The organism is Burkholderia sp. AU30280 (assembly GCF_020420125.1).
GTDB lineage: Bacteria > Pseudomonadota > Gammaproteobacteria > Burkholderiales > Burkholderiaceae > Burkholderia.
Window position 1 is genome coordinate 357,380 of the sequence record NZ_JAIZRY010000003.1, and the last position, 23,424, is coordinate 380,803.

A 23,424-nucleotide genomic window follows, 5' to 3' on the forward strand; every position below is an offset into this window, starting at 1 on the left:
TCTCATTCACCCCCATGAGCCCGGTCGATTGCTTTAGGCTGCCGGTCAGTTGTTTTAGATTGCCGCGCGCGCCGTCTCGACGTCGTCGATCGCGTTCGAGGACGCACGAATATCGCTCGGCGAAATGCCGTAGCGCTTGCGGAACGCGATCGAGAAATGCGCGGGGCTGTAGCCCACGCGATACGCCACGGTCGACACGTTCGCGTCCTCCGCGCACAGCATCGCGTGCGCGGTCCGCAGCCGGTATTCCTGCAGGTAGGCATACACGCTCGTGCCGAACACCTTGCGGAAACCGGCCGTCAGCTTGCGCGAATTCATCCCCACCCGGCCCGCGAGCGCGTCGAGCGTCGGCGGCTGCTGGAGCTCGCGCGTCAGGATGTCGCTCGCCGCATACACGCGCTCGACATCCGACGACGTGACGCGCACGTCGGCCGGCGCGAACTGCCGCTGCGTTGCCAGCAACTGCGCGCTCAGCGCGGTCAGCTCGAACGCCTTGGCCTTCAGGAAGTACTCGCGCACCGCCCCCTCGAACGGGCACGTCGCGATCTGCACCGCGAGCGCCTGCAGCGCCTTCGACGCCGGACAGCTGACGATGCGCGGATCGCCGCCCGCCGGCGCGAGCATCTTCTCCGGCAACAGGCTCAGGTTGCGGTCGAGCGCATCGAGGCCGAGCTGCACGATCGTGTAGCGCAGCGGCGTGTCGCGGTCGTAGATCTGGTGCGTCGTGAATTCGCCATCGTTGGCGATCACGCACAGGCCCGGCCCCTTGATGCATTGCTCGGGTTGGCCCGGCACGCGGCAGCGCAACTGGCCGCTCTGCACGAGAACGAGCTTCAGCCCTTTTTCGAGCGGCTCCTCGTACCAGTCGCGGCTGTCCGAGCACAGCGTGCCGCTCATGAGTTTCATGCCCGCGTCGATGTGCACCACGCCCGGATGATTGCCGGGCACGAGCACCGGCGGGTGACGTCGTGACGATGCGAAGGAGGTCGAGCTCATCGGAGGTCCGTTGGTTAGGCGGCACGCGCGGCCCGGCGCGCGCCGGCGGCAACCGGCCGATTGTCCGGCCGGGCCGGGCGGGCGCCGCGCGACAGGCGCCCGATCGAATGAAATTGCCGCGATATCGAAAGAAACGACGCTATCGCGGCACTTGTTACAAATGATAATACCTCTCATTTACATTTGTTGACAACTTGCCGGAACCCAAGGTCCGCCCATGCAACCCTCCCTTCCCCCCGTGGCGCCGGCCCTCCCGGCCGACGCGCCCGACTGGCCCGACGACTTCGCGCGCCGCTATCGCGACGCCGGCTATTGGCAAGACACGACTTTCTTCGATGCGCTCGACGCGCAAGCGCAGCGCGATCCCGATGCGCTCGCCATCGTTGACGGCGCCTGCCGGCTCAGCTATCGCGACCTGCTCTCGCGCATCCGCCAGCTTGCGGGCGGCCTCGCGCGTCTCGGCCTGGCGCGCGGCGACGCGGTCGTCGTCCACCTGCCGAACGGCGCGCGCTTCATCGAGACGTGCTTCGCGCTGTTCCAGCTCGGCGTGCGGCCGGTGCTCGCCCTGCCCGCTCACCGGCACTACGAGATCGGCGCGTTCTGCCGTTTCGCCGGCGCGCGTGCGTATCTGGGCGCGGCACGACTCGGCGAGTTCGACTGCCGGCCGCTCGCGGCCGCGTTGCAGGCCGACTGCCCGACGCTCGAGCACATCGTGATGGCCGGCGACGATCACGCGTTCACCCCCTTCGACGCGCTGTACGACGCGCCGCCGCTGCGCGAATGCGCGGCCCGTGCCGACGACATCGCATGCTTCCAGCTGTCCGGCGGCACGACCGGTACGCCGAAGCTGATCCCGCGCCGCCATCGCGAATACCTGTACAACGTGCGCGCGTGCAGCGCCGCGAGCGGCTTCGACGCCGGCACCGTGTATCTCGCCGCGCTGCCGATGGCGCACAACTTCACGCTGTGCTGCCCCGGCACGATCGGCGCGCTGCTCGCGGGCGGCCGCGTGGTCGCGACCGGGCGGCCCGAGCCCGAACAGAGCTTCGCGCTGATCGCGCAGGAGCGCGTCACGCATACCGCGCTCGTGCCGCCGCTCGCGCTGCTGTGGCTCGACGAACAGCCGCAACGGCAGGCGGACCTGTCGAGCCTGTGCGTGCTGCAGGTCGGCGGCGCCCGATTGATGGACCACGCGGCCGCGCGCGTGACGCCGGTGCTCGGCTGCCGGCTGCAGCAGGTGTTCGGCATGGCCGAAGGGCTCATCTGCTGCACCCGGCTCGACGATTCGCCCGAACGGATCGCGCAGACCCAGGGCCGCCCGGTGTCGGACGGCGACGAAGTGCGCATCGTCGACGAAGCCGGCGAACCGGTCGCGCCCGGTGAAATCGGTGAACTGCAGGTGCGCGGCCCATACACGATACGGGGCTACTACCGGCTCGCCGAGCACAACGCGACCGCGTTCACCGCCGACGGCTTCTATCGCAGCGGCGACCGCGTGCGGCGCACCGCGGACGGCGATCTCGTCGTCGAAGGCCGTGACAAGGACCAGATCAATCGCGGCGGCGAGAAGGTCTCCGCCGAGGAAGTGGAGAACCTGTTGCTCGCGCATCCGCAGGTGCACGACGCGGCGGTGGTCGCGATGCCCGACCCGCTGCTCGGCGAGCGCACCTGCGCGTTCGTCGTCGCCCGCGCGCCCGCGCCGTCCAGGCTGGTGCTGAAACGCCACCTGCGCGACTGCGGGCTCGCGGCGTTCAAGATTCCCGATCGCATCGAGTTCATGCCGCGCTTCCCGGAAACGGGCATCGGCAAGACCAGCAAGAAATCGCTGCGCGACCTGCTGCGCCGCCAGTTGGAGGCGGCGGCCGCATGAGCGCACGACCGACCGATTCGAACTGGATCCGCGAACTGCGCCTGTCGCCGTGCCCGCGCGCGCAGCTCGTCTGCTTCCCGCACGCGGGCGGCACCGCGAATTTCTTTCGCGGCTGGAGTCGCGCGCTGCCGTGGGATGTCGACCTGCTCGCGCTGCAGTATCCGGGCCGCGAGGAACGCTTCGGCGAGCCGTGCCTGGCGACGATCGACGCACTCGCCGGCCCCGCCGCCGACGCGCTGCAACGCTATGCCCACGCGCCGCTCGTGCTGTTCGGGCACAGCCTCGGCGCGGCGCTCGCGTACGAGGTGGCGGTGCGGCTCGAGGCGCGCGGCGCGGCGCCGCTTTACCTGGCCGTGTCCGCGCTGCCGCCGCCGCATCGTCAGCGCCTGTCGGATCTGCACCTGCAATCCGACGAAGCGCTCGTGGCCGATGTCGCGCGGCTGTCCGGCGAGCACGCCGCGCTGCTCGCCGATCCGGAGATGCGCGCGATCTACCTGCCGATGATCCGCAGCGACTACCGCGCGATCGAGACGTATCGCCGCGACCGGCCGCCGCGGATCGACACGCCGCTCGGCGTGATGCTGCCGCTCGCCGATTCCGAGCTCGACAACGACGAAGCGCACGCGTGGCAGGACGTCGCGTCGCGCCCGATCCGCATCGAGACGTTCAGCGGCGACCACTTCTACCTGCGCCACCAATACCCGGCGGTGATCGCGCATCTGGTCGAACGGATCGGCCAATCCCTTCGTTACGGAAAGGAGTACACATGAAGAAACCGGACGCCTGCACGGGGCTGCCCGACATTCGCGAAGCCATCGATCGCCTGGACGCCGACATCATCGAAGCGCTCGGCCGGCGCATGCAATACGTGAAGGCTGCCTCGCGCTTCAAGCCCGACGAAGCGAGCATCGCCGCGCCGGAACGGGTGGCCGCGATGCTGCCCGACCGGCGCCGCTGGGCCGAGCAGGCCGGGCTCGACGCCGACTACGTCGAGACGCTGTTCTCGGGCCTGATCGCGTGGTACATCGCGCAGCAAACGCAATACTGGCGGCAACAACGGGGGCTCGCATGAACGCCGGCCTCCCGCTGCTGCACGACACGTTCACCCGTGCGGCCCGCCGCGCCGCCGACACCGGCACGCCGACGCTCGCGTCGGTGTCGGTGCCGCTGCGCCCGCTCGACTTCTTCGACCTGATCGCCGCGTGGGACGACGGCGCCACGCCGTGGTTCTTCCACGAAGCCGGCGATACGTCCGTCACGCTGTTCGGCTGGGATTGCGCGCTCGAACTGAGCGCCAACGGCGACACGCGCTTCGCGCAGATCGATGCGCGCTGGCGCACGCTCGTTCGCGATGCGGTGACGGCCGGCCCGCAACCGCCACGCCTGGTCGGCGGCTTCCGGTTCGATCCGCACGGCGCGCGCAGCGCGCACTGGGCGCCGTTTCCTGACGCCAGCATGACGGTGGCGAAGCTGCTGATCGTGCGCGAAGGCGATGCCCACTGGGCCGTCTGCCAGCACGTCGTCGCCGCGCACGACGATCCGGCCGCGCTCGCGCATGCGTGCCTCGCGCGCATCGAGTCGCTCGGCACGCTCGCCGCCACCCATGACGACGATGCCCCGCACCTGCTGCACACGCAGGCGTTGCAGGCCAGCGAATGGCAGCACGAAGTCCGGCGCGCGGTGGACGCGATCCACGGCGGCGCGTTCGGCAAGGTCGTGCTCGCGCGCGACGTGCTCGAACAGTACGCGCGGCCCGTTGCCGTCGCGCCGCTGCTGCGCCGGTTGCGCAAGCGCGACGCGCATGCGCACCTGTTCGCGGTCCGCCGCGAAGGGGCCTGCTTCGTCGGCGCCACGCCGGAACGGCTCGCCCGTGTCGCGGCCGGCGACGTGCGCACGCATGCGCTGGCCGGGACGATCCGGCGCGGCGCCACGCCCGACGACGATCGCGCACTCGGCGCGGCCCTGATGGATTCCGCCAAGGAACGGCTCGAACACGCGCTCGTCGTCGATGCGATCCGCGCCGCGCTCACGCCGCTGTCACGCGCGCTCGACGTGCCCGAGCAGCCGTCGCTGCACCGGCTGCCGAGGCTGCAGCACCTGAGCACGCCGATCCGCGCGACGCTGAAGGCGGATGCGACGCTGCTGCAGGTCGTCGCGGCGCTGCATCCGACGCCGGCGGTGGCCGGCCATCCGCGCGCCGCGGCGCTCGACCACATCCGTGCGCATGAAGGCTTCGATCGCGGCTGGTATGCGGCGCCCGTCGGCTGGATCGACGCGCACGGCAACGGCGACTTCATCGTCGCGCTCCGTTCAGCGCTGGTCGACGGGGGCGCCTGCCGGTTGTTCGCGGGCTGCGGCATCGTCGCCGATTCCGAGCCGGCCAACGAATATCAGGAAACCGAACTCAAGTTGTCGGGCATGCAGGCGGCGATCCGCGTGCGCGATGCGACGGCGGATGCCAATGCCGGTGACTCGGCCAAGGTGTCGGCCTCGTCGACGCTCGCGTGATGCTTCGGCGCGACGGCCGCGCGCATCACAACAGCGGCAGCGTGAGCCGGATATGCCCGGCGAACGCCGCCGTCAGATGCGACGGCCGCTTGCGATCGAACTTCAGCGCAATGCCCACCGCCGGCAACGGCGGCAGGCGCGAATCGCCGGTGACGATCGCCAGGTCGGCCGGCACCGCCGTCTGCGTCATCACCGCGAACGCCTGCCCCGAACGCACCAGCGCGACCAGCCCCGCGAGACTGCTGCTCGCATACGCGACGCGGTAGTCGCGGCCGGCCCGATCCAGCGCCTCGCAGGCCGCGATGTGATCGAGCGTGTCGCGATCGGACAGCGCCAGCGGCAACGGATCGAAATGCGCGGGCTCGAGCCCCGGATAGCCGATCCAGACCAGTTGCTCGCGACGAATGATGTCGTCGTTCGCGCCGTCGTCCGGCAATGAAATCATCGCCAGGTCGACTGCGCGTTTCTCCAGCTGTTCCATCAGACGCGGCGTCGGCCCGCATACGACTTCGACGATCGCCTGTGGATGCTGGCTCGAAAACTGCCGCAGCAGCGCAGGCAGCCAGGCCTGCGCGTAATCGTCCGGGCACCCGAAGCGGATCGTGCCCGACAGCCCCGTGCCGCACAGGTCGGCCATCGCCTCGTCGTGCAGCCGCAGGATGCGGTGCGCATGCACGAGCAGCCGCTCGCCCGGATGGGTCAGCACCACGCCGCGCCCGGTGCGCTGAAACAGCGGCTGGTCGACAATCTCCTCGAGCCGCTTCATCTGCTGGCTGAGCGCGGACTGGGTCCGGCCGACACGCACGGCCGCGCGGCTGAGCGCGCGCACCTCGGCGATCACGACGAACGAGCGCAGCAGGTCGATTTCGAGCGAAAGCGCCAAGGTATTAGCTCCTTTTCTACCTTGCATAAGCACTATTCGTTTCCATCAAACCAGACGCGCGCCTAGACTGCAAGCGACCCCTGCCCTCTGCACCCTGCCCCTTGCCTCTTTGGAGACGCCCGATGTCCCTGAACGACGACCCGACCTTCTGGCGCAACGCCAGGCAGCACCTGGTCCGCTACGGCGGCACGTTCGAGCCGATGATCGTCGAGCGCGCGAAAGGCAGCTTCGTGTACGACGCGGACGGCCGCGCAATCCTCGATTTCACGTCGGGCCAGATGAGCGCGGTGCTCGGCCACAGCCATCCGGAGATCGTGTCCGTGATCGGCGAATACGCGGGCAAGCTCGACCATCTGTTCAGCGGGATGCTGTCGCGGCCGGTCGTCGACCTCGCGACACGCCTCGCCGACATCACGCCGGCCGGGCTCGATCGTGCGCTCTTGCTCAGCACCGGCGCGGAATCGAACGAAGCGGCGATCCGGATGGCGAAGCTCGTCACCGGCAAGTACGAGATTGTCGGCTTCGCGCAGTCGTGGCACGGGATGACGGGCGCGGCCGCGTCGGCCACGTACAGCGCCGGCCGCAAGGGTGTCGGCCCGGCCGCCGTCGGCTCGTTCGCGATTCCGGCGCCGTTCACGTACCGGCCGCGCTTCGAGCGCAACGGCACTCATGACTTCCTCGCCGAACTCGACTACGCGTTCGACCTGATCGATCGCCAGTCGAGCGGCAACCTCGCGGCCTTCATCGCGGAGCCGATCCTCAGCTCGGGCGGGATCATCGAGTTGCCGGAAGGCTATATGGCGGCGCTCAAGCGCAAGTGCGAAGAACGCGGGATGCTGCTGATCGTCGACGAGGCGCAGACCGGCGTCGGCCGCACCGGCACGATGTTCGCGTGCCAGCGCGATGGCGTGACCCCCGACATCCTGACGCTATCGAAAACGCTCGGCGCCGGGCTGCCGCTCGCGGCGCTCGTGACGTCCGCGGCAATCGAGGAACGCGCGCACGCACTCGGCTACCTGTTCTACACGACGCACGTGTCGGATCCGCTGCCCGCGGCCGTCGGCTTGCGCGTGCTGGACGTCGTGCAGCGCGACGGGCTCGTCGCCCGGGCGAACGTGATGGGCGACCGGCTGCGGCGCGGCCTGCTCGACCTGATGGAACGCTTCGACTGCATCGGCGACGTGCGCGGACGCGGGCTGCTGCTCGGCGTCGAAATCGTCAAGGATCGCCGTACGAAGGAGCCGGCAGACGGGCTCGGCGCGAAGATCACGCGCGAATGCATGCATCTCGGGCTCAGCATGAACATCGTGCAGTTGCCCGGCATGGGCGGCGTGTTCCGGATCGCGCCGCCGCTGACCGTCAGCGACGAAGAGATCGATCTCGGCGTGTCGCTGCTCGGTCAGGCGATCGAACGTGCGCTGTAACGGCGTGCGGTAACGCCGTTCCCCGCATCACACGATCCGCCGCGCCGGTGCGACCGACCGGCGCGACGGATTCCCGATCGATCAGTGCGTTTCGGCCGCCCACGCTTCGGCATCGGCGCCGGCCGGAATGCGCATCGGGCTCGACGGATCCGTCGCCGCGCGCCACACGGCGTCGGCCACGTCCCGCGCATGGGTGATCGGCCCCGACGCATCGAGCATCCTCGCGACGGCGTTTCCGACGAACGCTGCATAAGCCTCGTGTTCGAAGCCGTGCATGTGCGCACGCGCGTTGTCGCCGAAACGCGTGTCGGGCGCCCGGCCCGGCAGCACGAGATGCGCGCGCACGCCGAACGGTTCGAGTTCGACCGCCATCGATTCGGTGTACGCATTGACCGCTGCCTTGCTGGCCCGATATGCACCGACCAGCGGCAGCGCCTTCAGCGTGACGCTCGACGTGACGTTCACGATCACGCCGGCCCCGCGCCGGCGAAACTGCGGCAGCACGGCCTGCGTAACCGCAATCGTGCCGATCGTGTTGGTCTCGAGCAGCGCGCGCACCGTGTCGAGCGGCATCAGCTCGGCCGGCGCGGCCGCGCCGAAGCCCGCGTTGTTGACGAGCACGTCGATCGGGCCGGCCGCGTCGATCGCGGCGCGAATGCTGTCCGCGTTCGTCACGTCGAGCGCCAGCACGCGCAGGCGTTCCGACGGCGGCAGCACGTCCTCGCGCGGCGTGCGCATCGTCGCGACGACCTGCCAGTCGCGGGCCAGGAAATGGCGGGCAATCTCGAGGCCGAAGCCGGAGGAACAGCCGGTGATCAGTACGGTCTTCATGCGAACTCCTGAGGTGGGTGGGGCACGTGTCCGTACGATAGATGGCCGATGCCGTATTCGCTACAATCGAAAATCCGCTTTTCTTTTGCGAGAGTCCGGCGATGATCGACCCGTTGACCGAAGTCGTGACGCTGCTGCAACCGGGCGCGCAGCACTCCAAGTCCGTTCATGGCGCGAGCCCCTGGTATATCAACCGCGCGGTCGCCGGCGAGCCGTTCTATTGCGCGATTCTCGACGGCGGGTGCCGGATCGCGATCGACGGACACGCGCCGATCGAGCTGCTGCCGGGCGATTTCGTGCTGATTCCGGCGGCCTACGGCGTCGCGATGTCGAGCCTCGAACCGCCGCCGCCGGGCGTGGAAACCGCGCCGCCGGTCGCGATCGACAACGGCGAATACCGGATCGGCGATCCGGGCAACCCGGTCGACACGCGGATGATGGCCGGCAACTGCAGCTTCGGTTCGCCAGATGCAGCGCTGCTGGTGTCGCTGCTGCCGCAATTCGTGCACGTGCGCGGCGAACCGCGGCTGACCACGCTCGTGCAACTGGTGCGCGACGAGTCGCGCGCGCATCGCCCCGCGCGCGAGATCGTGCTGGCGCGCCTGCTGGAAGTGCTGCTGATCGAGGCATTGCGGTTCACGGCCGGCACGAACGCATCGCCCGGCCTCGTGCGCGGGCTCGCCGATAACCGACTCGCCGCCGCGATCCGTGGCATGCACGCGCGTCCCGCCTATTCGTGGACGGTCGTCGAACTCGCGAAGGAAGCGGCGCTGTCGCGCTCGACGTTCTTCGAACGCTTCAGCCGCGCGGTCGGCGTCGCGCCGATGGAATATCTGCTCACGTGGCGCATGGCGCTCGCGAAGGATCTGCTCCGCCGCAACGAAGGCCGCATCGCCGAGATCGCGGGGCGCGTCGGCTACAGTTCCGCGAGCACGTTCAGCGTCGCGTTCACGCGGTATGTCGGGCGGCCGCCGGCGCAATATGCGCGCGACGAGCAGGCGGTGGCGAACGGGGAATGAACCGCGCACGCACGCCATTGCGCGTCACGCGCTGCATGCAAGGGACTCGCGCCGCGGCCCGCCGGATCGCCGGATCAACGGGCGGCCCCTGCCGCCTGCATCACGCGACTTGCGTAAACTATCGGGCATGCCACATCGACGCACGAGGTATCCGATGACGAAAACGGCAAAGGACATCGACACGCCCGACCACTGGCTCGTCGCTCGGCGCGATGCGGAAACCGGCATCGAAAGCCTGCATGCGCACTTCAATGGCCATGCGTACGATGCGCACGATCACGACGACATGCTGGTCGGCTTCACCGAACAGGGCGTGCAGCAATTCCAGTGCCACCGGTCGCTGCATACGAGCGTGCCGGGCCGCGCGATCCTGATCGAGCCGGGCGCGATGCACGACGGCCATGCGCCCGAAGCGGGCGGCTTCACCTACGGAATGCTGTACCTGCCGCAAGCGTGGGTCGAGCGCGCGGCGCGCCGGCTGGACCTGCCGGGCCTCGGCGGTGTCGAGGCCTCGTTCGGCCATACGCTCGTCGACGATCGCGGCCTCGTCGACGCGATCCGCCACGCGTTTCTCGCGATCCACGGCAACGAAGGCAAGCTCGCGCGCGACCAGACGCTCGACCGCCTGCTGATGCGGCTCGGCGGCGAACTGCGCGGCCCGCTCGTGCTGGAAAGCGCAGTCGTGCCGCCCGCGATCGCGCGCGTGCGCGACCTGCTGCATGCGCAGATGGACGGCAACATCGGGCTCGACGAACTGGCCAGCGTCGCCGGGATCGACCGGTTCCGGCTGACCCGGCTGTTCCAGCGTGCATTCGGCACGTCGCCGCACGCGTACCTGGTGCGCTTGCGGCTGCGTGCCGCACGCCGGCTGCTGGCGGCCGGGCGCACGCCCGCGCAGGCGGCCGCGGACGTCGGCTTCGCCGACCAGAGCCACCTGGGCCGCTGGTTCCGCCGTGCGTACCGGATCACGCCGGCCGCGTACCGGCAACTGTGCACAAACGTTCCAGACTGATCGCACGCGGCATCCGATCATGAGCGTCTCTACGAGGAGCAATCATGTTCGATACCAAGGTGGCACTGATCGTGCGCGACGATCTCGCGGCATGGCAGAAACTCAATGTCGTCGCGTTTCTCGCGACGGGCGTCGCGGCCGAAGCGCCCGAAGCGCTCGGCGAGCCATACGAGGATGCGGCGGGACGCCGCTACGGCCGCATGCTGGGCCAGCCGATGCTGGTGTTCGCGGCCGACCTGAACGGCCTGCAGGCCGCGCACCGGCAGGCGCTGTCGCGCGAGCTCACGATCGTGCCCTACGTGCACGCGATGTTTTCGACCGGGCACGACGCAGCCAACCGCGACGTATTTCGGGCCGGCGATGCGGAGAATCTCGACCTCGTCGGGCTGGCGCTGCACGGGCCGAAGAAGGCCGTGGACAAGGCGGTGAAGGGGCTGGCGTTGCATGCGTGAACGCCGGTTCGAACCCGGCGCTTCAAGTCAGCGATGCACCAGCACGTTGACGAGCTTGCCGAACGGATCGCGCACGTAGAAACGCCGGACACCCCACGGCTCGTCGGCCGGGCCGTATTCGACCGGAATCCCGGCCGCATTGACGCGTGCGAGCGCTTCATCGACGTCGTCGACTTCGATCGACAGATCGGGCGTCGGCGTGCCCGATCCGCCCTGCGATGCGAAGCTGATCTGCACGTCCATTTGCTCGGCATTGCCGTAGGTCGCGATCCAGCCATGATCCATCAGCAGGTCGAGGCCGAAGATCCGCTGGTAGAAGCGTTTTGCGTCGTCGACTGACCGGGTGTCGATATTGGCGACGATCCGTTTGACTTTCATCGGGTTCCTTCGCGGGGACATGACCGTACCGCGACGCTACACCGGAATCGCGCGCGCAACCAGTGTGCGTCAGCGGCCGGCCGCCTCCATGTTCGCCCGCCGCGCCCGCGCGGGGGGCCGCTCGACCTGCTTGCCGGCCAGCCACACGCCAATCGCGACGACAATGATGCCGAGATAGGTCGTCAAGACGATGCGGTCGCCGAACATCCACGCGGCCCACACCAGCGTCACGGGCGGTTCAAGATAGACGAGGGTCGCCACGCGCGTCGCAGGCATGCGCTTGAGCAGCGCCCACAACGACAGGTAGGCGACGAAGGTCGAGAACACCGTCAGCCACACGACTGAGACCCATACGTTCGGCTGGGTCGGCACGTGCAGGTCGCCCGTGACGACCCCGCACGCCGCGAACAGCACGAGGCTCACGCAGCCCTGCACGAACAGCGGCAGGAACAGCCCGTCCTCGTTGCTGCGCGCGGCCGTCAGCGCACGGCGCCGCTGATAGATCGTCGCGATCGACAGCCCCAGCGCGGACACCAGCGGCAGCAGGTACATGACGAGCCCGACCGACCCGGCCGGCAGCGCATATTGCCCGCCGATCACGATCCCCACGCCGACGAAACCGACGACGAGCCCGGCCCACTGTCGCGCCCCGCTGCGCTCGCTGCCTCCGAGCGACGTCATCGCGGCCGTCATGAGCGGCTGCAACGCGGCGACGATCGCGGCGATGCCGGGCGGCAGGCCATGCTGAATCGCCACGTACACGCAGGCCAGATAGAGAAACTGCGACAGGAAGCCGATCACCGCGTGATAGCGAAGCTTCTCCCACGTCAGGTGCCCGAGCTGCCGGTTGAGGACGATCGCGAGACAAAGCGTGACGAGCAGGAACCGCCAGAACAGCAGGTTGAACGCGCCAGCCGTCTCCGCGCCGAGCTTGGCGCCGATGAAACCGGAACTCCACGACAACACGAAGACGAGCTGGAGCAGGAATAGCGGCATGGGGCGACGGCTCTCAGAAAGTTGCCGGGGACTGGCGCTGGTCTTCCAGATCCTCGGGGCGAATCGGTTCGAGCCCGAGGCGGCGGTACTGCAGTTCGGCGTCGTCCCTGAGCGCGCGCTGCAGCGCCAGCCAGCTGACGACCGTGCGCGGGATGCCGTCGTCCGACGCGAGATGCCAGAACCCGTTGTCGTCCTCCCGCGTGTACGGGCAATGAAACGACAGCACCAGCGACATGCGGCGCCCCGACTCGACCGGTTCGACGCCATGGAACAGCTTGCTGCCATAGATGAGCAATGCGTCGCCCGCGTTGTCCAGATTCGCGGCCTTCACATGCCGGCGCTCGCGATCGTGGCGGTCGAACGTCTCCGCGGTCGATTCGTAGAACAGAAAGTTTCCGCCCTCGTAGTCGGATCGATCCGACAGCACGATGTTCAGCACGAAGCTGGTGCCGTCGGTGTGCCACATCCCCAGTTGTTCCTTGCCGTCGCGCCGGTCCGTCGGATAGTAGTAGTTGAACTGCGACCGCGCGTTGACCATCGGATACGGAATCAGCGGCACGCCGGCCAGGCGCGACACCCTCAGCAGGAACGCGCGGTCGTGCATCATGTCGTCGACGAACCGCGAGCGCTCCGTCACCGCACGCACGCGCTTCGAGATGATCCAGTTGCTGCTCGACGCGCTGCGCTCCAGCGCGCGACCGATCTCGCGCAACGCATGAACCGCTTCGCCGGAAAACAATCCGCGAAGATGGCACACCGCGTTGAGCGCATCCGAGCGCGTGCCGCGCATCGGCACATCACGATAGCCGAGATCGTCGAGGTTGCGCCGGTATCGCACCTCGTAACCGTCGCGCAGGCATGCGCGGGTCCAGCGCATCGGTTCCGTCGCGGCGTCCAGCGTGCCGTCGACATTCGCGCCGCCGGACAGCGACGTCTGCAGCGCAAGCCTCACCCGATCGAACCCTCGCGCAAACACCGGCAATGCATTTCCCTTGTTCATCGCGTGCCTCGCTGTCGTCGTTGCGGCATTCAGCCCTTGAACTGGGCGATCTGGTACACGACGCTGCCGTCGCCGCTGTGCAGTTCGTCGATCACGCGGCAATTGGCGTGGCTGTGGCGGACATGGCGGAATTGCTCCGGCGTGTATTTCAGGCAGACGTTGGTGATCAGATGCCCGTCGGCCCCGGCTTTCGATACGGGTTGCAGCGTTACCGCCACATGGAACTGGTCGCCGAGCAGATTGAGCCGGACGATCGACACATGGTGCTCGCCGAGCGGCTCGAAGCCCTGCTGCCGGCTGACGACTTCCGAAAACCGCACCATGTTCTCGTTCCGGTAGAAGTTATAGATGGGCTCTTCCCGCCCCTCGACCAGCAACTGCATCTCCGACACGACGTAGGTCGACTTGCCGCCGAGATTGCGGATGAGCCGGCCGATCGTCACGGGCAGCTCGTTGCCTTCCTGGAAGCCGAGCATCGTGATGAACGTCACGTCCTGGCCCGCGTCGATGCGGTTCCATTGCACGTTCCGGTAATCGTCGGCGATGTAGTTGAAGCAGCCGGGCGTTTTCAGGAACGGCATGATCGCGTGCCGCATCGCGTCTTCCGACGACTCGTTGATGTCGACGGCCGTGTAGCGCAGATGGTCCGGGCCGCCACCGCTGACGGCCTTCATGAGTTCGGTCGTCTTGACCGGCTCCGGCCCGAGCTCGATGTAATGCACATCGCGGCCGCGCGACAGCGTCGCGAGCCGCTCGCTCAACTTGCCGATCGCTTCGCGTAACGAACCGTTGCCGTCGCGGTCCGCGCACAGCGCGGGACTGCGCACGCCCAGTTCGTTCAGGTTCCGCATCAGCGAAAACACCTCGCGCCCGGCTGCCTTTCTCCTCGCATCATCGTCGCTGCGCTTCAGCGTCGAATACTTTTCGTGATTCTCGACCGTCCATACCGACTCGGCCTTCAACTTCCTGTCCCGCACCAATGCATCTACAACGAAATCATTGATCGACATGAATCGTTCCCCGGATACGTGCAACGCGCGACCGGCTGCCTGCCGTTGTCTGCCTGTTGACCGAGAATATGGGATGCCCAATAATTCCGTCAATCGACATTACCTGAATCAATGATTCGGAAAAACCAAATCATGCCGCGCACCCTGGACGTCGACCTGCTGCGTACCTTCCACGCCGTCGCGAAGCTCGGCCGCTTCAAGGATGCGGCCGCTCATGTGAATCGCAGCCCGTCGTCGGTCACGGCGCAGATTCAGAAGCTCGAGGAAATGGTCGCGCAGCGCCTGTTTACGCGGAACAACCAGGCCGTCGAACTCACGCAGTACGGCCACAAGCTGCTGAGCGATACCACCGAGTTCCTGCTGAGCCACGACCGGCTCGTCGAATCGCTGTCGCCGCAGATGCTGACCGGCAAGCTGCGGCTCGGCATCCCCGATTCGTACGCCGCGCACTTCATGGCGGAATTCCTGCCGCGCTTCGCCGCCGACCGGCCGCTGCTCGAGCTGACCGTCGAGGCGCGCTCCAGCGAAGAGCTGCAGTCGCTGTTCGCGCGCGGCCAGCTGGACATCACGATCGCCGTGGTACAGAAAGTGCCGCCGCACGGCGAACTGCTCAGCAAGACGCATCCGGTATGGGTGGCCGCGCGGACCTTCAAGTTCAATCCCGATGCGCCGCTGCCGATCGCCGTGCAATTGCAGGGCTGCCCGTACCGCGACACCGCGCTGAACGCGCTGAAGAAGGCGAAGATCGCGCACCGGATGCTGCTCGAAAGCGCCAGTTCGCCGGCAGTCGAAGCGTGTATCGCCAACGGCCTCGCGGTCGGCCTCATCGAACACGATCGCGTCTCCGGCAACCTGACAAGCCACGTCGCCGGGATCGTGCTGCCCGATCTTCCGCCGCACCTGATCACCATCCTGACGGACGACAGCAATCGCGCCGCGCTGCATCTGCGCGACGTACTCAAAAGCACGTTCAGGATCGGATGAAGGCCAGGCCGCGAACCGGCCCGGCACGAGCCAGCGAAAGAAGAAGCGCCGCCGGCCCGTTGCAGGCCGGCGGCATCCGGCGTCAGCCGCCGAGGTAAGCCTGCTTGATCCGGTCGTTCGCGAGCAGGTTCGCGCCCGTATCGGCGAGCACCACGCGCCCCGTTTCCAGCACGTAGCCGCGATCGGCCACCCCCAGCGCCTTGTTCGCGTTCTGCTCGACGAGGAACACCGTGACGCCTTCGTCGCGGATCGTGCGGATGATGTCGAAGATCTGCGCGATCACGAGAGGCGCGAGGCCGAGCGTCGGTTCGTCGAGCAGCAGCAGGCGCGGCTTGCTCATCAGCGCGCGGCCGATCGCGAGCATCTGCTGCTCGCCGCCCGACATCGTGCCGGCCCGCTGCGCCGCCCGCTCCTTCAGGCGCGGAAACAGCTTGAACACGTGCTCGATGCCGTCGTCGATCTCGTGGCGGCTCGCGAAGAAGCCGCCCATCTTCAGGTTCTCGAGCACCGTCAGGCTCGGGAACACGCGCCGCCCTTCAGGCGAGATCGCCATCCCCTGCCGCATGATCTGGTGCGTCGACATCGCGGTGATGTCCTTGCCCTCGAACAGCACGCGGCCCGACGACGCGCGCGGCGTGCCGCACACGGTCATCATCAGCGTCGTCTTGCCGGCGCCGTTGCTGCCGATCAGCGTGACGATCTCGCCTTTGTTCACCTCGATCGACACGCCCGCGAGCGCCTCGACCGCGCCGTAGTGCGTATGGACCTGTTCCAGCTTCAGCATCACTCTTCCCCCAGATACGCCTTGATCACGCGCGGGTCGTTGCGGACCGCTTCCGGCGTGCCGATCACGATCGGCCGGCCGTGCTCCATCACGAGGATGCGGTCGGACACGCCCATCACGAGGCTCATGTCGTGTTCGATCAGCAGCACCGATACGCCGAACTCGCGGCGCAACTTGTCGATCAGGTGCTGGAGTTCGATTTTCTCCTGCGGGTTGAGGCCGGCCGCCGGCTCGTCGAGCATCAGCAAACGCGGCTCGGTGATCATGCAGCGCGCGATCTCCAGACGCCGCTGATGCCCGTACGACAGCGTGCCGGCCGGCCGGTTGGCGACCGACTTCAGCCCCATGCGTTCGAGCCACACGGCCGCGCGTTCGAGCGCTTCCTTCTCGGCGCGGCGATACGCAGGCGTCGCGAACAGGCCGGGCAGCAGCCCCGACTTCACCTTGCGGTGCTGCGCGACGAGCAGGTTCTCGACGACGGTCAGCGACTTGAACAGGCGAATGTTCTGGAACGTGCGCACCAAACCCTTCACCGCGATCTTGTGGCTCGGCAGCCCCGCGATCGGATGGCCGTCGAGTTCGACCGCGCCGCCCGTCGGCTTGTAGAAGCCGCCGACGCAGTTGAACACCGTGGTCTTGCCCGCGCCGTTCGGCCCGATGATCGCGAACACCTCGTCGCGGCGCACGTCGAAATCGATGCCGTCCACCGCGAGCAACCCGCCGAAGCGCATCTGCAGCCCGGCGACCTTCAACAGTTCTGCATTCGCGCTCATTGCGGCAGCTCCACGTGGGGACGGCTCGCGGGCAGCAGGCCCTGCGGACGCCACATCATCATCAACACCATCACGAGACCGAAGATCAGCATCCGGTACTCGGCGAAGCCGCGTGCGACTTCCGGCAGCACGGTCAGCAGGATCGCCGCGAGAATCACGCCGAGCTGCGACCCCATCCCGCCGAGCACGACGATCGCGAGGATCAGCGCCGATTCGATGAAGGTGAACGATTCGGGATTCACGAGGCCCTGGCGCGCCGCGAAGAACGCGCCGCCGATACCCGCGAACGCCGCGCCGAGCGTGAACGCCGACAGCTTGATGCGCGTCGGGTTCAGGCCCAGCGACCGGCACGCGATCTCGTCGTCGCGCAGCGCTTCCCATGCGCGGCCCATCGGCATGCGGATCAGGCGGCTCGTCACGAACAGCGTGAAGCCGACCAGCAGCAACGCGATCAGGTACAGGAAGATCACCATGTGCTCGCCGCTGTATTCCAGCCCGATCAGCTCATGGAAGGTCTTCGCGCCTTCGACGCTCGCCGAGCGTGCCATCTCGAAGCCGAACACCGTCGGCTTCGCGATGCCCGAGATGCCGTCCGGGCCGCCCGTGAGATCGGTCAGGTTGTTCGCGAGCAGGCGGATGATTTCGCCGAAGCCGAGCGTGACGATCGCGAGATAGTCGCCGCGCAGGCGCAGCACCGGGAAGCCGAGCAGGAAGCCGAACGTCGCCGCCGCGATCGCGGCGAGCGGCAGGCATTCCCAGAACGACAGCCCGAAGTACTGGTTCAGCATCGCGTACGTATAGCCACCGACCGCGTAGAACCCGACATAGCCGAGATCGAGCAGCCCCGCGAAACCCACCACGATGTTCAGCCCGAGGCCGAGGATCACGTAGATCAGCGCGAGCGTCGCGACGTCCACCGCGCCGCGCGAGCCGAAGAACGGCCACACGAGCCCGACCGCGAGCAGCACCCACACGACCGCGCGCTGCTGCTGCGCGCCCATCGCGGGCAGCGCCGGCAGCTTCACCGCCGATTTCGCGCGCACGAGCCACGGCTTGAACAACTGGAACAGGAACACGGCCGCGACCGCGATCCACACCGGCCGCCAGTGCGGCGTGAGCACGACCTGGTAGCCGTCGAGCTTCAACTGCAGCCCGAGCACGGGGATCGTGAGGATCGCCGTCAGGAACGCGGCGGCCACGGCATTTTTCAGCGCCTGGCCGAACGATGCGTCGGCGGCCGGGCGGCGAACGGAAATGACTGTACTCATCTGCGTCTCCCTTAAACCTTTTCGATGTCCGACTTGCCGAGCAGGCCGGTCGGGCGGAAGAGCAGGATCAGCACGAGCAGGCCGAACGCGACGACGTCCTTGTACTCGGCCGGCATGTAGCCTGCGGCGAAGGTTTCCGCGAGGCCGAGCAGCACGCCGCCGAGCATCGCGCCCGGGATGCTGCCGATCCCGCCGAGCACCGCGGCGGTAAACGCCTTGATGCCCGCGACGAAGCCGATATACGGATTCAGCTTGCCGATCGTCAGCCCGATCAGCACGCCGCCGACGGCGGCCAGCATCGCGCCGAGCACGAACGTGAACGAGATCACGCGGTTCGTGTCGATGCCGAGCAGGTTCGCCATCTTCATGTCCTCGGCGCACGCGCGGCACGCCCGGCCCATCCGCGAATGCGAGATGAACAGCGTGAGCGCGATCATCAGCACGACCGTCACGCAGACGATCATCAGCCGCGAATACGGAATCGTCACGTCGAAGTCGCCGCCGAGGTGGATGTCGAACGCGCCGGAGATCAGCACCGGCACGGACACGTCGCGTGCGCCCTGGCCGATCTGCACGTAGTTCTGCAGGAAGATCGACATGCCGATCGCGGAGATCAGCGGCACCAGGCGCGGGCCGCCGCGCAGCGGCCGGTACGCGACGCGCTCGACCGTGAAGCCGTACAGGCCCGTGACGATCACCGACACGATCAGGGCGGCGCCGAGCACGAGCGGCAGCGGATAACCGGCGGAGACGCCGATCGCGGTCAGGGTCACGAGGCCCACGTATGCGCCGATCATGTAGATCTCGCCGTGGGCGAAGTTGATCATGCCGATGATGCCGTAGACCATCGAATAGCCGATGGCGATCAACGCATAGATCGCACCCAGCGTCAGGCCGTTGACCAGTTGCTGGGCGAATTGCGGAAAGAAGTCAGTCATGTGCGGGAAGCTCCCGTTGGCGCTGGGTCGCATGCCGCCGCCGGATCACGGCGTTCGGCCGCGCGCAACGCACGGTGTCGTCTCGGGCCGCCCGCTGGCCGCGCACCGAGCGGATGCGCGGCCAATACGCACCCGCCCCGTCCGGGTCTCGGACGGGGCGGGTGCGCGGGCGGGTACTCCGTGTTACTTGGCGGCGGTCTTCGTCGCGTCCTTGTGCCACGTGTAGACGACGAACTTGAACGCCTTCAGGTCGCCCTGTGCGTCATACGCGACCTTGCCGATCGGCGTGTCGAACGTCGTCTTGTGCATGTACGCGGCGACCTTGGTCGGATCGGTCGTCTTCGCGCCCGCGATCGCGTCGGCGATGATCTTCACCGCTGCGTACGACGGCATCTGGAACGGGCCGTTCGGGTCGCGCTTCTTGTCCGCGAACGCCTTCACGAGCGCCGCGTTGGCCGGGTCGGCCGAGAAGTCGGCCGGCAGCGTGACGAGCATGCCTTCCGAAGCCGGGCCGGCGATCGCCGTCACGTCCTTGTTGCCCACGCCTTCAGGGCCCATGAACGTGGCCTTCACGCCCTGCTCGCGCGCCTGGCGCATCAGCAGGCCCATTTCCGGGTGGTAGCCGCCGAAGTAGACGAAATCGACGCCTTGCGACTTCAGCTTCGTGATGATCGCCGAGTAGTCGGAATCGCCGGCGTTGATGCCTTCGAACAGCACGACCGGGATCTTCGCGGCTTCGAGGTCCTTCTTCACCGACGACGCGATGCCCTGGCCGTACGACTGCTTGTCGTGCAGGACGGCGACCTTCTTCGGCTTCACGTTGTTGATGATGTAATGCGCGGCGGCCGGGCCTTGCTGGTCGTCGCGGCCGATCGTGCGGAAGATGAAGTGGCGCTTCTTGCCTTCGGTCAGCTGCGGCGCGGTGGCCGACGGCGTGACCATCACGATGCCTTCGTTCTCGTAGATGTCGGACGCGGGAATCGTCGAACCCGAGCACACGTGGCCGATCACGTACTTGATCTTCTGGCTGACGATCTTGTTGGCGACGGCGACGGCCTGCTTCGGCTCGCATGCGTCGTCCATCATCACCACTTCGAACTTGTTGCCGCCCGCGCCGCCTGCCGCGTTGATCTGCTCGATCGCGGTCAGCGCGCCGGCCTTCACCATGTCGCCATACTGGGCGACCGAGCCGCTCATCGGGCCAGCGATGGCGATCTTCACGGTTTCCGCTTGCGCGGCGGCGGCGCCCGCGGCGAACAGCACGGCGGCGACGGAAATGGACGTAAGACGGGACAGCGTCATCTGGGAGCTCCTCGATGTTGTTTAGTCATACGGGCAAAGGCGGCATGACTTGCGCAATCGAACAGCACCCGGGGCGAGGACATGGGACACGCCCGAGACACATAGAAGACGGAACTCCGGCGGAATGTTGCGTAGCGGGGCCCGGCTCTTGCAGTCCCCGAAGGGGACGTCTGGTTCGGAAAGACATCGTGATGCGTCTTGCATTGCGCAAGCGTTTCGCCTGCCCCGCTTGCCAAATCGCTTGATCGGAGGGATGGTCCGACAGCCATTGGCAAGGCAGTCGAAATTATATGGGCGTTTTTAAATCGTCTGTCAAAAATGCCGGTCGAGTGAGGGAAAACACGTAGGGATCGGGTGGCGGTCGGTAGCGATGACGGCGCAACCTTGGAAGCGCGATAACGTAGGCTGGTGGTGCAATTTAGTTGCTATTGGTGGGGGTTTTCTGCTGCCGTGCCTTGTCGGGATTGCGATCGGGTGACAGGCGATCTTGCACGGCTCGTGTCGGGGTGGGTAAAGGGTCGCATCCTCACGCTTCAAACAACTGATGATTGGGTTGGTGGGCACCATTGCAGTGCGTCAGGTTGAGCGGCTCATGCCTTCTATTTGCCGACGGCTTTCGTCGATTAGAAAGGTCTTCGTTATAAATATGAAATAATACGAATTCGCCTCTGCAATCCAGCCAGCCTTCCTCCGAGCCGCGTCCGCCGCGCTTCGTAGTCGCTTCAGGGCCGCTTCGACGGCCGTCCGTTGCCCAGCCGCCAGCCAGTGATCTGCCGTTTTTTTCAATGCACATCACCTGATTCGGATCGCTGATGAATCATCCCTTCCGTCTTTCTTCCGCCGCCGCGTTTGCGTGTGCGCTTTCTGTTTCTGCCGCCGATGCGTCGGGCCGAGATACGCTCGTCGATCGGTCGGCGGGTGCCAATGTGTTTCGCTCGGAGCGGCGTGCTGCTGCTCGTGATGATGAGCATGCGGCACGAATGAGCCGACGCCGCGTGCAGTACGCCGCGCCCGTGGAGCGAAGCCCGTTCGATACGCCGGATACGCGGCCGCTGCGTGTGTCGGGCGATACGCTTGTGGCACCGCAGCCTTTGTCGGAACACGAACCCGATTGGGTCTTGCCCGCGAATCGCGTCGCGCTCGGCGCGGGTGGCAGCGATAGTCTCGGTCGCGCGTTGCCCGGATACGAGCAGCGCGAGCAGAACTGGAATGAATATCTGCGGGCTAACGGATCGCGACCCGTTGGTAGTGGCGGCTCGTATGCACCGGCTCGTCCGTACGATGCTGCGCGTGGCCCGCATCGTGCGCCTAATCCGTTTGATCCGTCTGTGCCGCAGCCGGAGACGCGCACGTTCTACGACAACGGCGCGGGCACGCATTGCACGGCAACGGGCGGTGCGGGGACGTCGCGGTCGTCTTGCAATATCGCGTGGTGATGCGCTGGGGCGGGTGATACAGCTGATAGCCGTTGCCCTACCCGGCGCGCTGCGCGACGTCGCGCAGCGCGGCCGCATCCTGCGGCGTCGCTCTTACAACTGCGTGATGATCAGCCTGCCAGGCTCAATATCGATTCGCGCCTTTCGGCCCGGAACAAAACACGCATCGCTGATCAGCCACATTCCACCAATCTTCATGTACAGGTAGAACTTATCCGGCTTGAGGTACGTTTTCGGCGTACCCAACATTTCCTGGATCGTTACGAAACGTTCAGCATGTCGCCCCCTGGTCTTTGACTCAAGATTATCGTAAACGTCTTGACCTGCCTGGTTTCTTCGACCCACTTCAAGGTCGCGGTATACGGGCAGGTGCCCGTCGCGGACGATCTCAAAAAATTCTTGAATACGGGGCCCAGCTAGTGAAACGTACTACCCTTACTCCCAAAAATCATCACTCTTCAGATAGTGAATTGCTGCGTTCGCAAAATCCACTATGGTCGGGTCTTTAAGGCTCTTCCCACATACGTCTAGAACGGCGAGAAATGTCGGCACTTCCAGCCACGACGCAAGATGATCTTCACCGTAAAACTCGTCATCCTCATCTTCAGGAATTTGAAACGTTGCAGTCATCAACGCATCGGCAGAATTTTTGTTGAATCCCTTATCTACAAATATCCAACCGATCTTCGGCAAGCCTGATCTTGCAAGAATAAGTGCACTCAAACCATTCACAATCTTCAAATTTTTCTCTTTTCAAATAATCTCACCGACATTATTTAACAAGTCGAATACGATGAGCAATGCGATGACTACGGACGAATACAATCCCCACTCAAATCAAAACAACAACACCCAAATGACAACATCAAAGATAATTCCTTTTCGAAGTTTGAGCAACCTTTCTCGCAGGATCGAAATCATCACCATATGCCACAACACCACCGAGAAACAAATGGTTGACAAAAAAATCAACCAACTTCACATCCACAAATTCATCGAGCATAATTGAAATAGCAGAGTACTCGCCGAGAAAATAATCGCCCTCCCGAAACCCTACCTCCACCTCACGAGGGAGAAAAACAATATTAGCCAGCCCACCACATTGCGAGCTTCCCTGATCGTTTAATTCAACTGCAGGCTCATTCAATCGTTCGTCGTCTTCGAGGTAGACACATGTCTGAATCAAAAGATACCCATCCTTCATCTTGAAGGTGACCGCATTTGTATCCAATTCATCATATACAAAATCAACTTTAATCGGATGTATCGTTAGTTTCACCACAAACTCCTTATCGTGAACAACCGCTTGAGCCCAGCCCCTTTCTTGCATTTCTTCGAGCGACAGCTTTCGCACCCTTGTCCGCGTCGGTGAACCACGAGCCTGACTGTATTTTGCCGTCGGCCCAATGGTATTCGACCGTCAGATTCTTCGACGCTGAGCTACGTTCATGTTCTCGACATCCCGAACACGGCGGCAAGGTTGCATCTGTAACGACCACTCGGTCACCTGATTGAATTCAAGGGTCAATAATGCCTTTCGATTCCGTGTGCGATGCGATT

25 protein-coding genes are annotated in these 23,424 nt (G+C 65.9%); 10 read left to right on the top strand and 15 right to left on the bottom strand.

Annotated features, from left to right (window positions below; genetic code table 11):
• Window positions 1–54: 54 nt before the first annotated feature.
• Window positions 55–996 (bottom strand): helix-turn-helix transcriptional regulator, encoded by a 942-nt coding sequence (locus LGN17_RS09050; RefSeq protein ID WP_226196034.1) that lies wholly within the window; start codon window positions 994–996, stop codon window positions 55–57.
• 217 nt (window positions 997–1,213) lie between these two features.
• On the opposite strand from LGN17_RS09050, the gene LGN17_RS09055 reads away from it, so the two are divergent.
• The 4 genes from LGN17_RS09055 to LGN17_RS09070 are packed head-to-tail and all read left to right on the top strand — an operon-like array spanning window position 1,214 to window position 5,374.
• Window positions 1,214–2,866 carry a (2,3-dihydroxybenzoyl)adenylate synthase gene (locus LGN17_RS09055; protein WP_226196036.1) on the top strand — a complete coding sequence of 551 codons (1,653 nt, stop codon included), beginning with the start codon at window positions 1,214–1,216 and terminating at the stop codon, window positions 2,864–2,866.
• Window positions 2,863–3,636, top strand: a complete 774-nt coding sequence (locus LGN17_RS09060) for a thioesterase II family protein (RefSeq protein ID WP_226196038.1) — start codon at window positions 2,863–2,865, stop codon at window positions 3,634–3,636. The genes LGN17_RS09055 and LGN17_RS09060 overlap by 4 nt, the downstream gene beginning before the upstream one ends.
• Window positions 3,633–3,938: an isochorismate lyase gene (locus LGN17_RS09065; RefSeq protein ID WP_226196040.1), complete on the top strand. Its 306-nt coding sequence runs from the start codon at window positions 3,633–3,635 to the stop codon at window positions 3,936–3,938. Before LGN17_RS09060 ends, LGN17_RS09065 begins: the two co-directional genes overlap by 4 nt.
• The gene (locus tag LGN17_RS09070; RefSeq protein ID WP_226196042.1) at window positions 3,935–5,374 is read left to right on the top strand and encodes an isochorismate synthase; all 1,440 of its coding nucleotides are present in this window, start codon (window positions 3,935–3,937) and stop codon (window positions 5,372–5,374) included. Before LGN17_RS09065 ends, LGN17_RS09070 begins: the two co-directional genes overlap by 4 nt.
• Before the next feature lie 25 nt (window positions 5,375–5,399).
• On the opposite strand, the gene LGN17_RS09075 is transcribed toward LGN17_RS09070, so the two are convergent.
• Window positions 5,400–6,284: a LysR family transcriptional regulator gene (locus tag LGN17_RS09075; RefSeq protein WP_226196044.1), complete on the bottom strand. Its 885-nt coding sequence runs from the start codon at window positions 6,282–6,284 to the stop codon at window positions 5,400–5,402.
• Between the two features lie 95 nt (window positions 6,285–6,379).
• Between LGN17_RS09075 and LGN17_RS09080 the strand changes: the two genes are divergently transcribed.
• On the top strand, window positions 6,380–7,681 hold the full coding sequence (locus LGN17_RS09080; RefSeq protein WP_226196046.1) for an aspartate aminotransferase family protein: 1,302 nt from the start codon (window positions 6,380–6,382) through the stop codon (window positions 7,679–7,681).
• A gap of 81 nt (window positions 7,682–7,762) precedes the next feature.
• Here LGN17_RS09080 and LGN17_RS09085 read toward each other — a convergent pair whose 3' ends face one another.
• The gene (locus LGN17_RS09085) at window positions 7,763–8,512 is read right to left on the bottom strand and encodes an SDR family oxidoreductase (RefSeq protein ID WP_226196048.1); all 750 of its coding nucleotides are present in this window, start codon (window positions 8,510–8,512) and stop codon (window positions 7,763–7,765) included.
• 41 nt (window positions 8,513–8,553) lie between these two features.
• Here LGN17_RS09085 and LGN17_RS09090 point away from each other — a divergent pair, with 41 nt between their 5' ends.
• The 3 genes from LGN17_RS09090 to LGN17_RS09100 all read left to right on the top strand — a co-directional run bounded on the left by LGN17_RS09090 (window position 8,554) and on the right by LGN17_RS09100 (window position 10,995).
• On the top strand, window positions 8,554–9,531 hold the full coding sequence (locus LGN17_RS09090) for an AraC family transcriptional regulator (protein ID WP_226196056.1): 978 nt from the start codon (window positions 8,554–8,556) through the stop codon (window positions 9,529–9,531).
• Window positions 9,532–9,685: 154 nt separating this feature from the next.
• Complete coding sequence (locus LGN17_RS09095; RefSeq protein WP_226196058.1) at window positions 9,686–10,543, top strand: AraC family transcriptional regulator; 858 nt, start codon at window positions 9,686–9,688, stop codon at window positions 10,541–10,543.
• A gap of 44 nt (window positions 10,544–10,587) precedes the next feature.
• A complete protein-coding gene (locus LGN17_RS09100) occupies window positions 10,588–10,995 on the top strand; it encodes a DUF2000 domain-containing protein (protein WP_226196060.1) in 408 nt (135 codons plus the stop codon).
• A 27-nt stretch (window positions 10,996–11,022) separates the two neighbouring features.
• On the opposite strand, the gene LGN17_RS09105 is transcribed toward LGN17_RS09100, so the two are convergent.
• From LGN17_RS09105 to LGN17_RS09120, 4 genes are all read right to left on the bottom strand, one after another.
• Complete coding sequence (locus LGN17_RS09105; protein WP_226196062.1) at window positions 11,023–11,373, bottom strand: VOC family protein; 351 nt, start codon at window positions 11,371–11,373, stop codon at window positions 11,023–11,025.
• Between the two features lie 69 nt (window positions 11,374–11,442).
• Window positions 11,443–12,369, bottom strand: coding sequence for a DMT family transporter (locus tag LGN17_RS09110; RefSeq protein WP_226196064.1), 927 nt, complete (start codon window positions 12,367–12,369; stop codon window positions 11,443–11,445).
• A 13-nt stretch (window positions 12,370–12,382) separates the two neighbouring features.
• Complete coding sequence (locus LGN17_RS09115) at window positions 12,383–13,369, bottom strand: 2OG-Fe(II) oxygenase (protein WP_226196066.1); 987 nt, start codon at window positions 13,367–13,369, stop codon at window positions 12,383–12,385.
• Window positions 13,370–13,398: 29 nt separating this feature from the next.
• Window positions 13,399–14,379: a hypothetical protein gene (locus LGN17_RS09120; RefSeq protein WP_226196068.1), complete on the bottom strand. Its 981-nt coding sequence runs from the start codon at window positions 14,377–14,379 to the stop codon at window positions 13,399–13,401.
• Between the two features lie 132 nt (window positions 14,380–14,511).
• Here LGN17_RS09120 and LGN17_RS09125 point away from each other — a divergent pair, with 132 nt between their 5' ends.
• Window positions 14,512–15,363: a LysR substrate-binding domain-containing protein gene (locus LGN17_RS09125; RefSeq protein ID WP_226196070.1), complete on the top strand. Its 852-nt coding sequence runs from the start codon at window positions 14,512–14,514 to the stop codon at window positions 15,361–15,363.
• 82 nt (window positions 15,364–15,445) lie between these two features.
• On the opposite strand, the gene LGN17_RS09130 is transcribed toward LGN17_RS09125, so the two are convergent.
• The 5 genes from LGN17_RS09130 to LGN17_RS09150 form a co-directional block, all read right to left on the bottom strand.
• Entirely contained in the window at window positions 15,446–16,147 is a 702-nt protein-coding gene (locus LGN17_RS09130; RefSeq protein ID WP_011354263.1) for an ABC transporter ATP-binding protein, read from the bottom strand.
• Window positions 16,147–16,920: a high-affinity branched-chain amino acid ABC transporter ATP-binding protein LivG gene (gene livG, locus LGN17_RS09135; protein ID WP_175953164.1), complete on the bottom strand. Its 774-nt coding sequence runs from the start codon at window positions 16,918–16,920 to the stop codon at window positions 16,147–16,149. Before livG ends, LGN17_RS09130 begins: the two co-directional genes overlap by 1 nt.
• On the bottom strand, window positions 16,917–18,188 hold the full coding sequence (locus tag LGN17_RS09140; RefSeq protein ID WP_226196072.1) for a high-affinity branched-chain amino acid ABC transporter permease LivM: 1,272 nt from the start codon (window positions 18,186–18,188) through the stop codon (window positions 16,917–16,919). Before LGN17_RS09140 ends, livG begins: the two co-directional genes overlap by 4 nt.
• Before the next feature lie 11 nt (window positions 18,189–18,199).
• Window positions 18,200–19,126 carry a high-affinity branched-chain amino acid ABC transporter permease LivH gene (livH, locus tag LGN17_RS09145; protein WP_226196074.1) on the bottom strand — a complete coding sequence of 309 codons (927 nt, stop codon included), beginning with the start codon at window positions 19,124–19,126 and terminating at the stop codon, window positions 18,200–18,202.
• A 183-nt stretch (window positions 19,127–19,309) separates the two neighbouring features.
• Window positions 19,310–20,428, bottom strand: coding sequence for a branched-chain amino acid ABC transporter substrate-binding protein (locus LGN17_RS09150; RefSeq protein WP_059584440.1), 1,119 nt, complete (start codon window positions 20,426–20,428; stop codon window positions 19,310–19,312).
• Window positions 20,429–21,240: 812 nt separating this feature from the next.
• Between LGN17_RS09150 and LGN17_RS09155 the strand changes: the two genes are divergently transcribed.
• Window positions 21,241–21,864, top strand: coding sequence for a hypothetical protein (locus tag LGN17_RS09155; RefSeq protein WP_226196076.1), 624 nt, complete (start codon window positions 21,241–21,243; stop codon window positions 21,862–21,864).
• A 93-nt stretch (window positions 21,865–21,957) separates the two neighbouring features.
• On the opposite strand, the gene LGN17_RS09160 is transcribed toward LGN17_RS09155, so the two are convergent.
• From LGN17_RS09160 to LGN17_RS09170, 3 genes are all read right to left on the bottom strand, one after another.
• On the bottom strand, window positions 21,958–22,113 hold the full coding sequence (locus LGN17_RS09160) for a type I toxin-antitoxin system SymE family toxin (protein WP_226196078.1): 156 nt from the start codon (window positions 22,111–22,113) through the stop codon (window positions 21,958–21,960).
• 186 nt (window positions 22,114–22,299) lie between these two features.
• Window positions 22,300–22,605, bottom strand: coding sequence for a hypothetical protein (locus LGN17_RS09165; RefSeq protein ID WP_226196080.1), 306 nt, complete (start codon window positions 22,603–22,605; stop codon window positions 22,300–22,302).
• A 124-nt stretch (window positions 22,606–22,729) separates the two neighbouring features.
• On the bottom strand, window positions 22,730–23,218 hold the full coding sequence (locus LGN17_RS09170) for a hypothetical protein (RefSeq protein ID WP_226196082.1): 489 nt from the start codon (window positions 23,216–23,218) through the stop codon (window positions 22,730–22,732).
• Window positions 23,219–23,424: the final 206 nt, after the last annotated feature.

Bases quoted from the DNA above. Each gene is read 5' to 3' on its own strand.
- LGN17_RS09050 (WP_226196034.1), bottom strand. From the start codon at position 996: ATGAGCTCGACCTCCTTCGCATCGTCACGACGTCACCCGCCGGTGCTC.
- LGN17_RS09055 (WP_226196036.1), top strand. From the start codon at position 1,214: ATGCAACCCTCCCTTCCCCCCGTGGCGCCGGCCCTCCCGGCCGACGCG.
- LGN17_RS09060 (WP_226196038.1), top strand. From the start codon at position 2,863: ATGAGCGCACGACCGACCGATTCGAACTGGATCCGCGAACTGCGCCTG.
- LGN17_RS09065 (WP_226196040.1), top strand. From the start codon at position 3,633: ATGAAGAAACCGGACGCCTGCACGGGGCTGCCCGACATTCGCGAAGCC.
- LGN17_RS09070 (WP_226196042.1), top strand. From the start codon at position 3,935: ATGAACGCCGGCCTCCCGCTGCTGCACGACACGTTCACCCGTGCGGCC.
- LGN17_RS09075 (WP_226196044.1), bottom strand. From the start codon at position 6,284: ATGCAAGGTAGAAAAGGAGCTAATACCTTGGCGCTTTCGCTCGAAATC.
- LGN17_RS09080 (WP_226196046.1), top strand. From the start codon at position 6,380: ATGTCCCTGAACGACGACCCGACCTTCTGGCGCAACGCCAGGCAGCAC.
- LGN17_RS09085 (WP_226196048.1), bottom strand. From the start codon at position 8,512: ATGAAGACCGTACTGATCACCGGCTGTTCCTCCGGCTTCGGCCTCGAG.
- LGN17_RS09090 (WP_226196056.1), top strand. From the start codon at position 8,554: ATGGCCGATGCCGTATTCGCTACAATCGAAAATCCGCTTTTCTTTTGC.
- LGN17_RS09095 (WP_226196058.1), top strand. From the start codon at position 9,686: ATGACGAAAACGGCAAAGGACATCGACACGCCCGACCACTGGCTCGTC.
- LGN17_RS09100 (WP_226196060.1), top strand. From the start codon at position 10,588: ATGTTCGATACCAAGGTGGCACTGATCGTGCGCGACGATCTCGCGGCA.
- LGN17_RS09105 (WP_226196062.1), bottom strand. From the start codon at position 11,373: ATGAAAGTCAAACGGATCGTCGCCAATATCGACACCCGGTCAGTCGAC.
- LGN17_RS09110 (WP_226196064.1), bottom strand. From the start codon at position 12,369: ATGCCGCTATTCCTGCTCCAGCTCGTCTTCGTGTTGTCGTGGAGTTCC.
- LGN17_RS09115 (WP_226196066.1), bottom strand. From the start codon at position 13,369: ATGAACAAGGGAAATGCATTGCCGGTGTTTGCGCGAGGGTTCGATCGG.
- LGN17_RS09120 (WP_226196068.1), bottom strand. From the start codon at position 14,379: ATGTCGATCAATGATTTCGTTGTAGATGCATTGGTGCGGGACAGGAAG.
- LGN17_RS09125 (WP_226196070.1), top strand. From the start codon at position 14,512: ATGCCGCGCACCCTGGACGTCGACCTGCTGCGTACCTTCCACGCCGTC.
- LGN17_RS09130 (WP_011354263.1), bottom strand. From the start codon at position 16,147: ATGCTGAAGCTGGAACAGGTCCATACGCACTACGGCGCGGTCGAGGCG.
- livG (WP_175953164.1), bottom strand. From the start codon at position 16,920: ATGAGCGCGAATGCAGAACTGTTGAAGGTCGCCGGGCTGCAGATGCGC.
- LGN17_RS09140 (WP_226196072.1), bottom strand. From the start codon at position 18,188: ATGAGTACAGTCATTTCCGTTCGCCGCCCGGCCGCCGACGCATCGTTC.
- livH (WP_226196074.1), bottom strand. From the start codon at position 19,126: ATGACTGACTTCTTTCCGCAATTCGCCCAGCAACTGGTCAACGGCCTG.
- LGN17_RS09150 (WP_059584440.1), bottom strand. From the start codon at position 20,428: ATGACGCTGTCCCGTCTTACGTCCATTTCCGTCGCCGCCGTGCTGTTC.
- LGN17_RS09155 (WP_226196076.1), top strand. From the start codon at position 21,241: ATGAATCATCCCTTCCGTCTTTCTTCCGCCGCCGCGTTTGCGTGTGCG.
- LGN17_RS09160 (WP_226196078.1), bottom strand. From the start codon at position 22,113: ATGTTGGGTACGCCGAAAACGTACCTCAAGCCGGATAAGTTCTACCTG.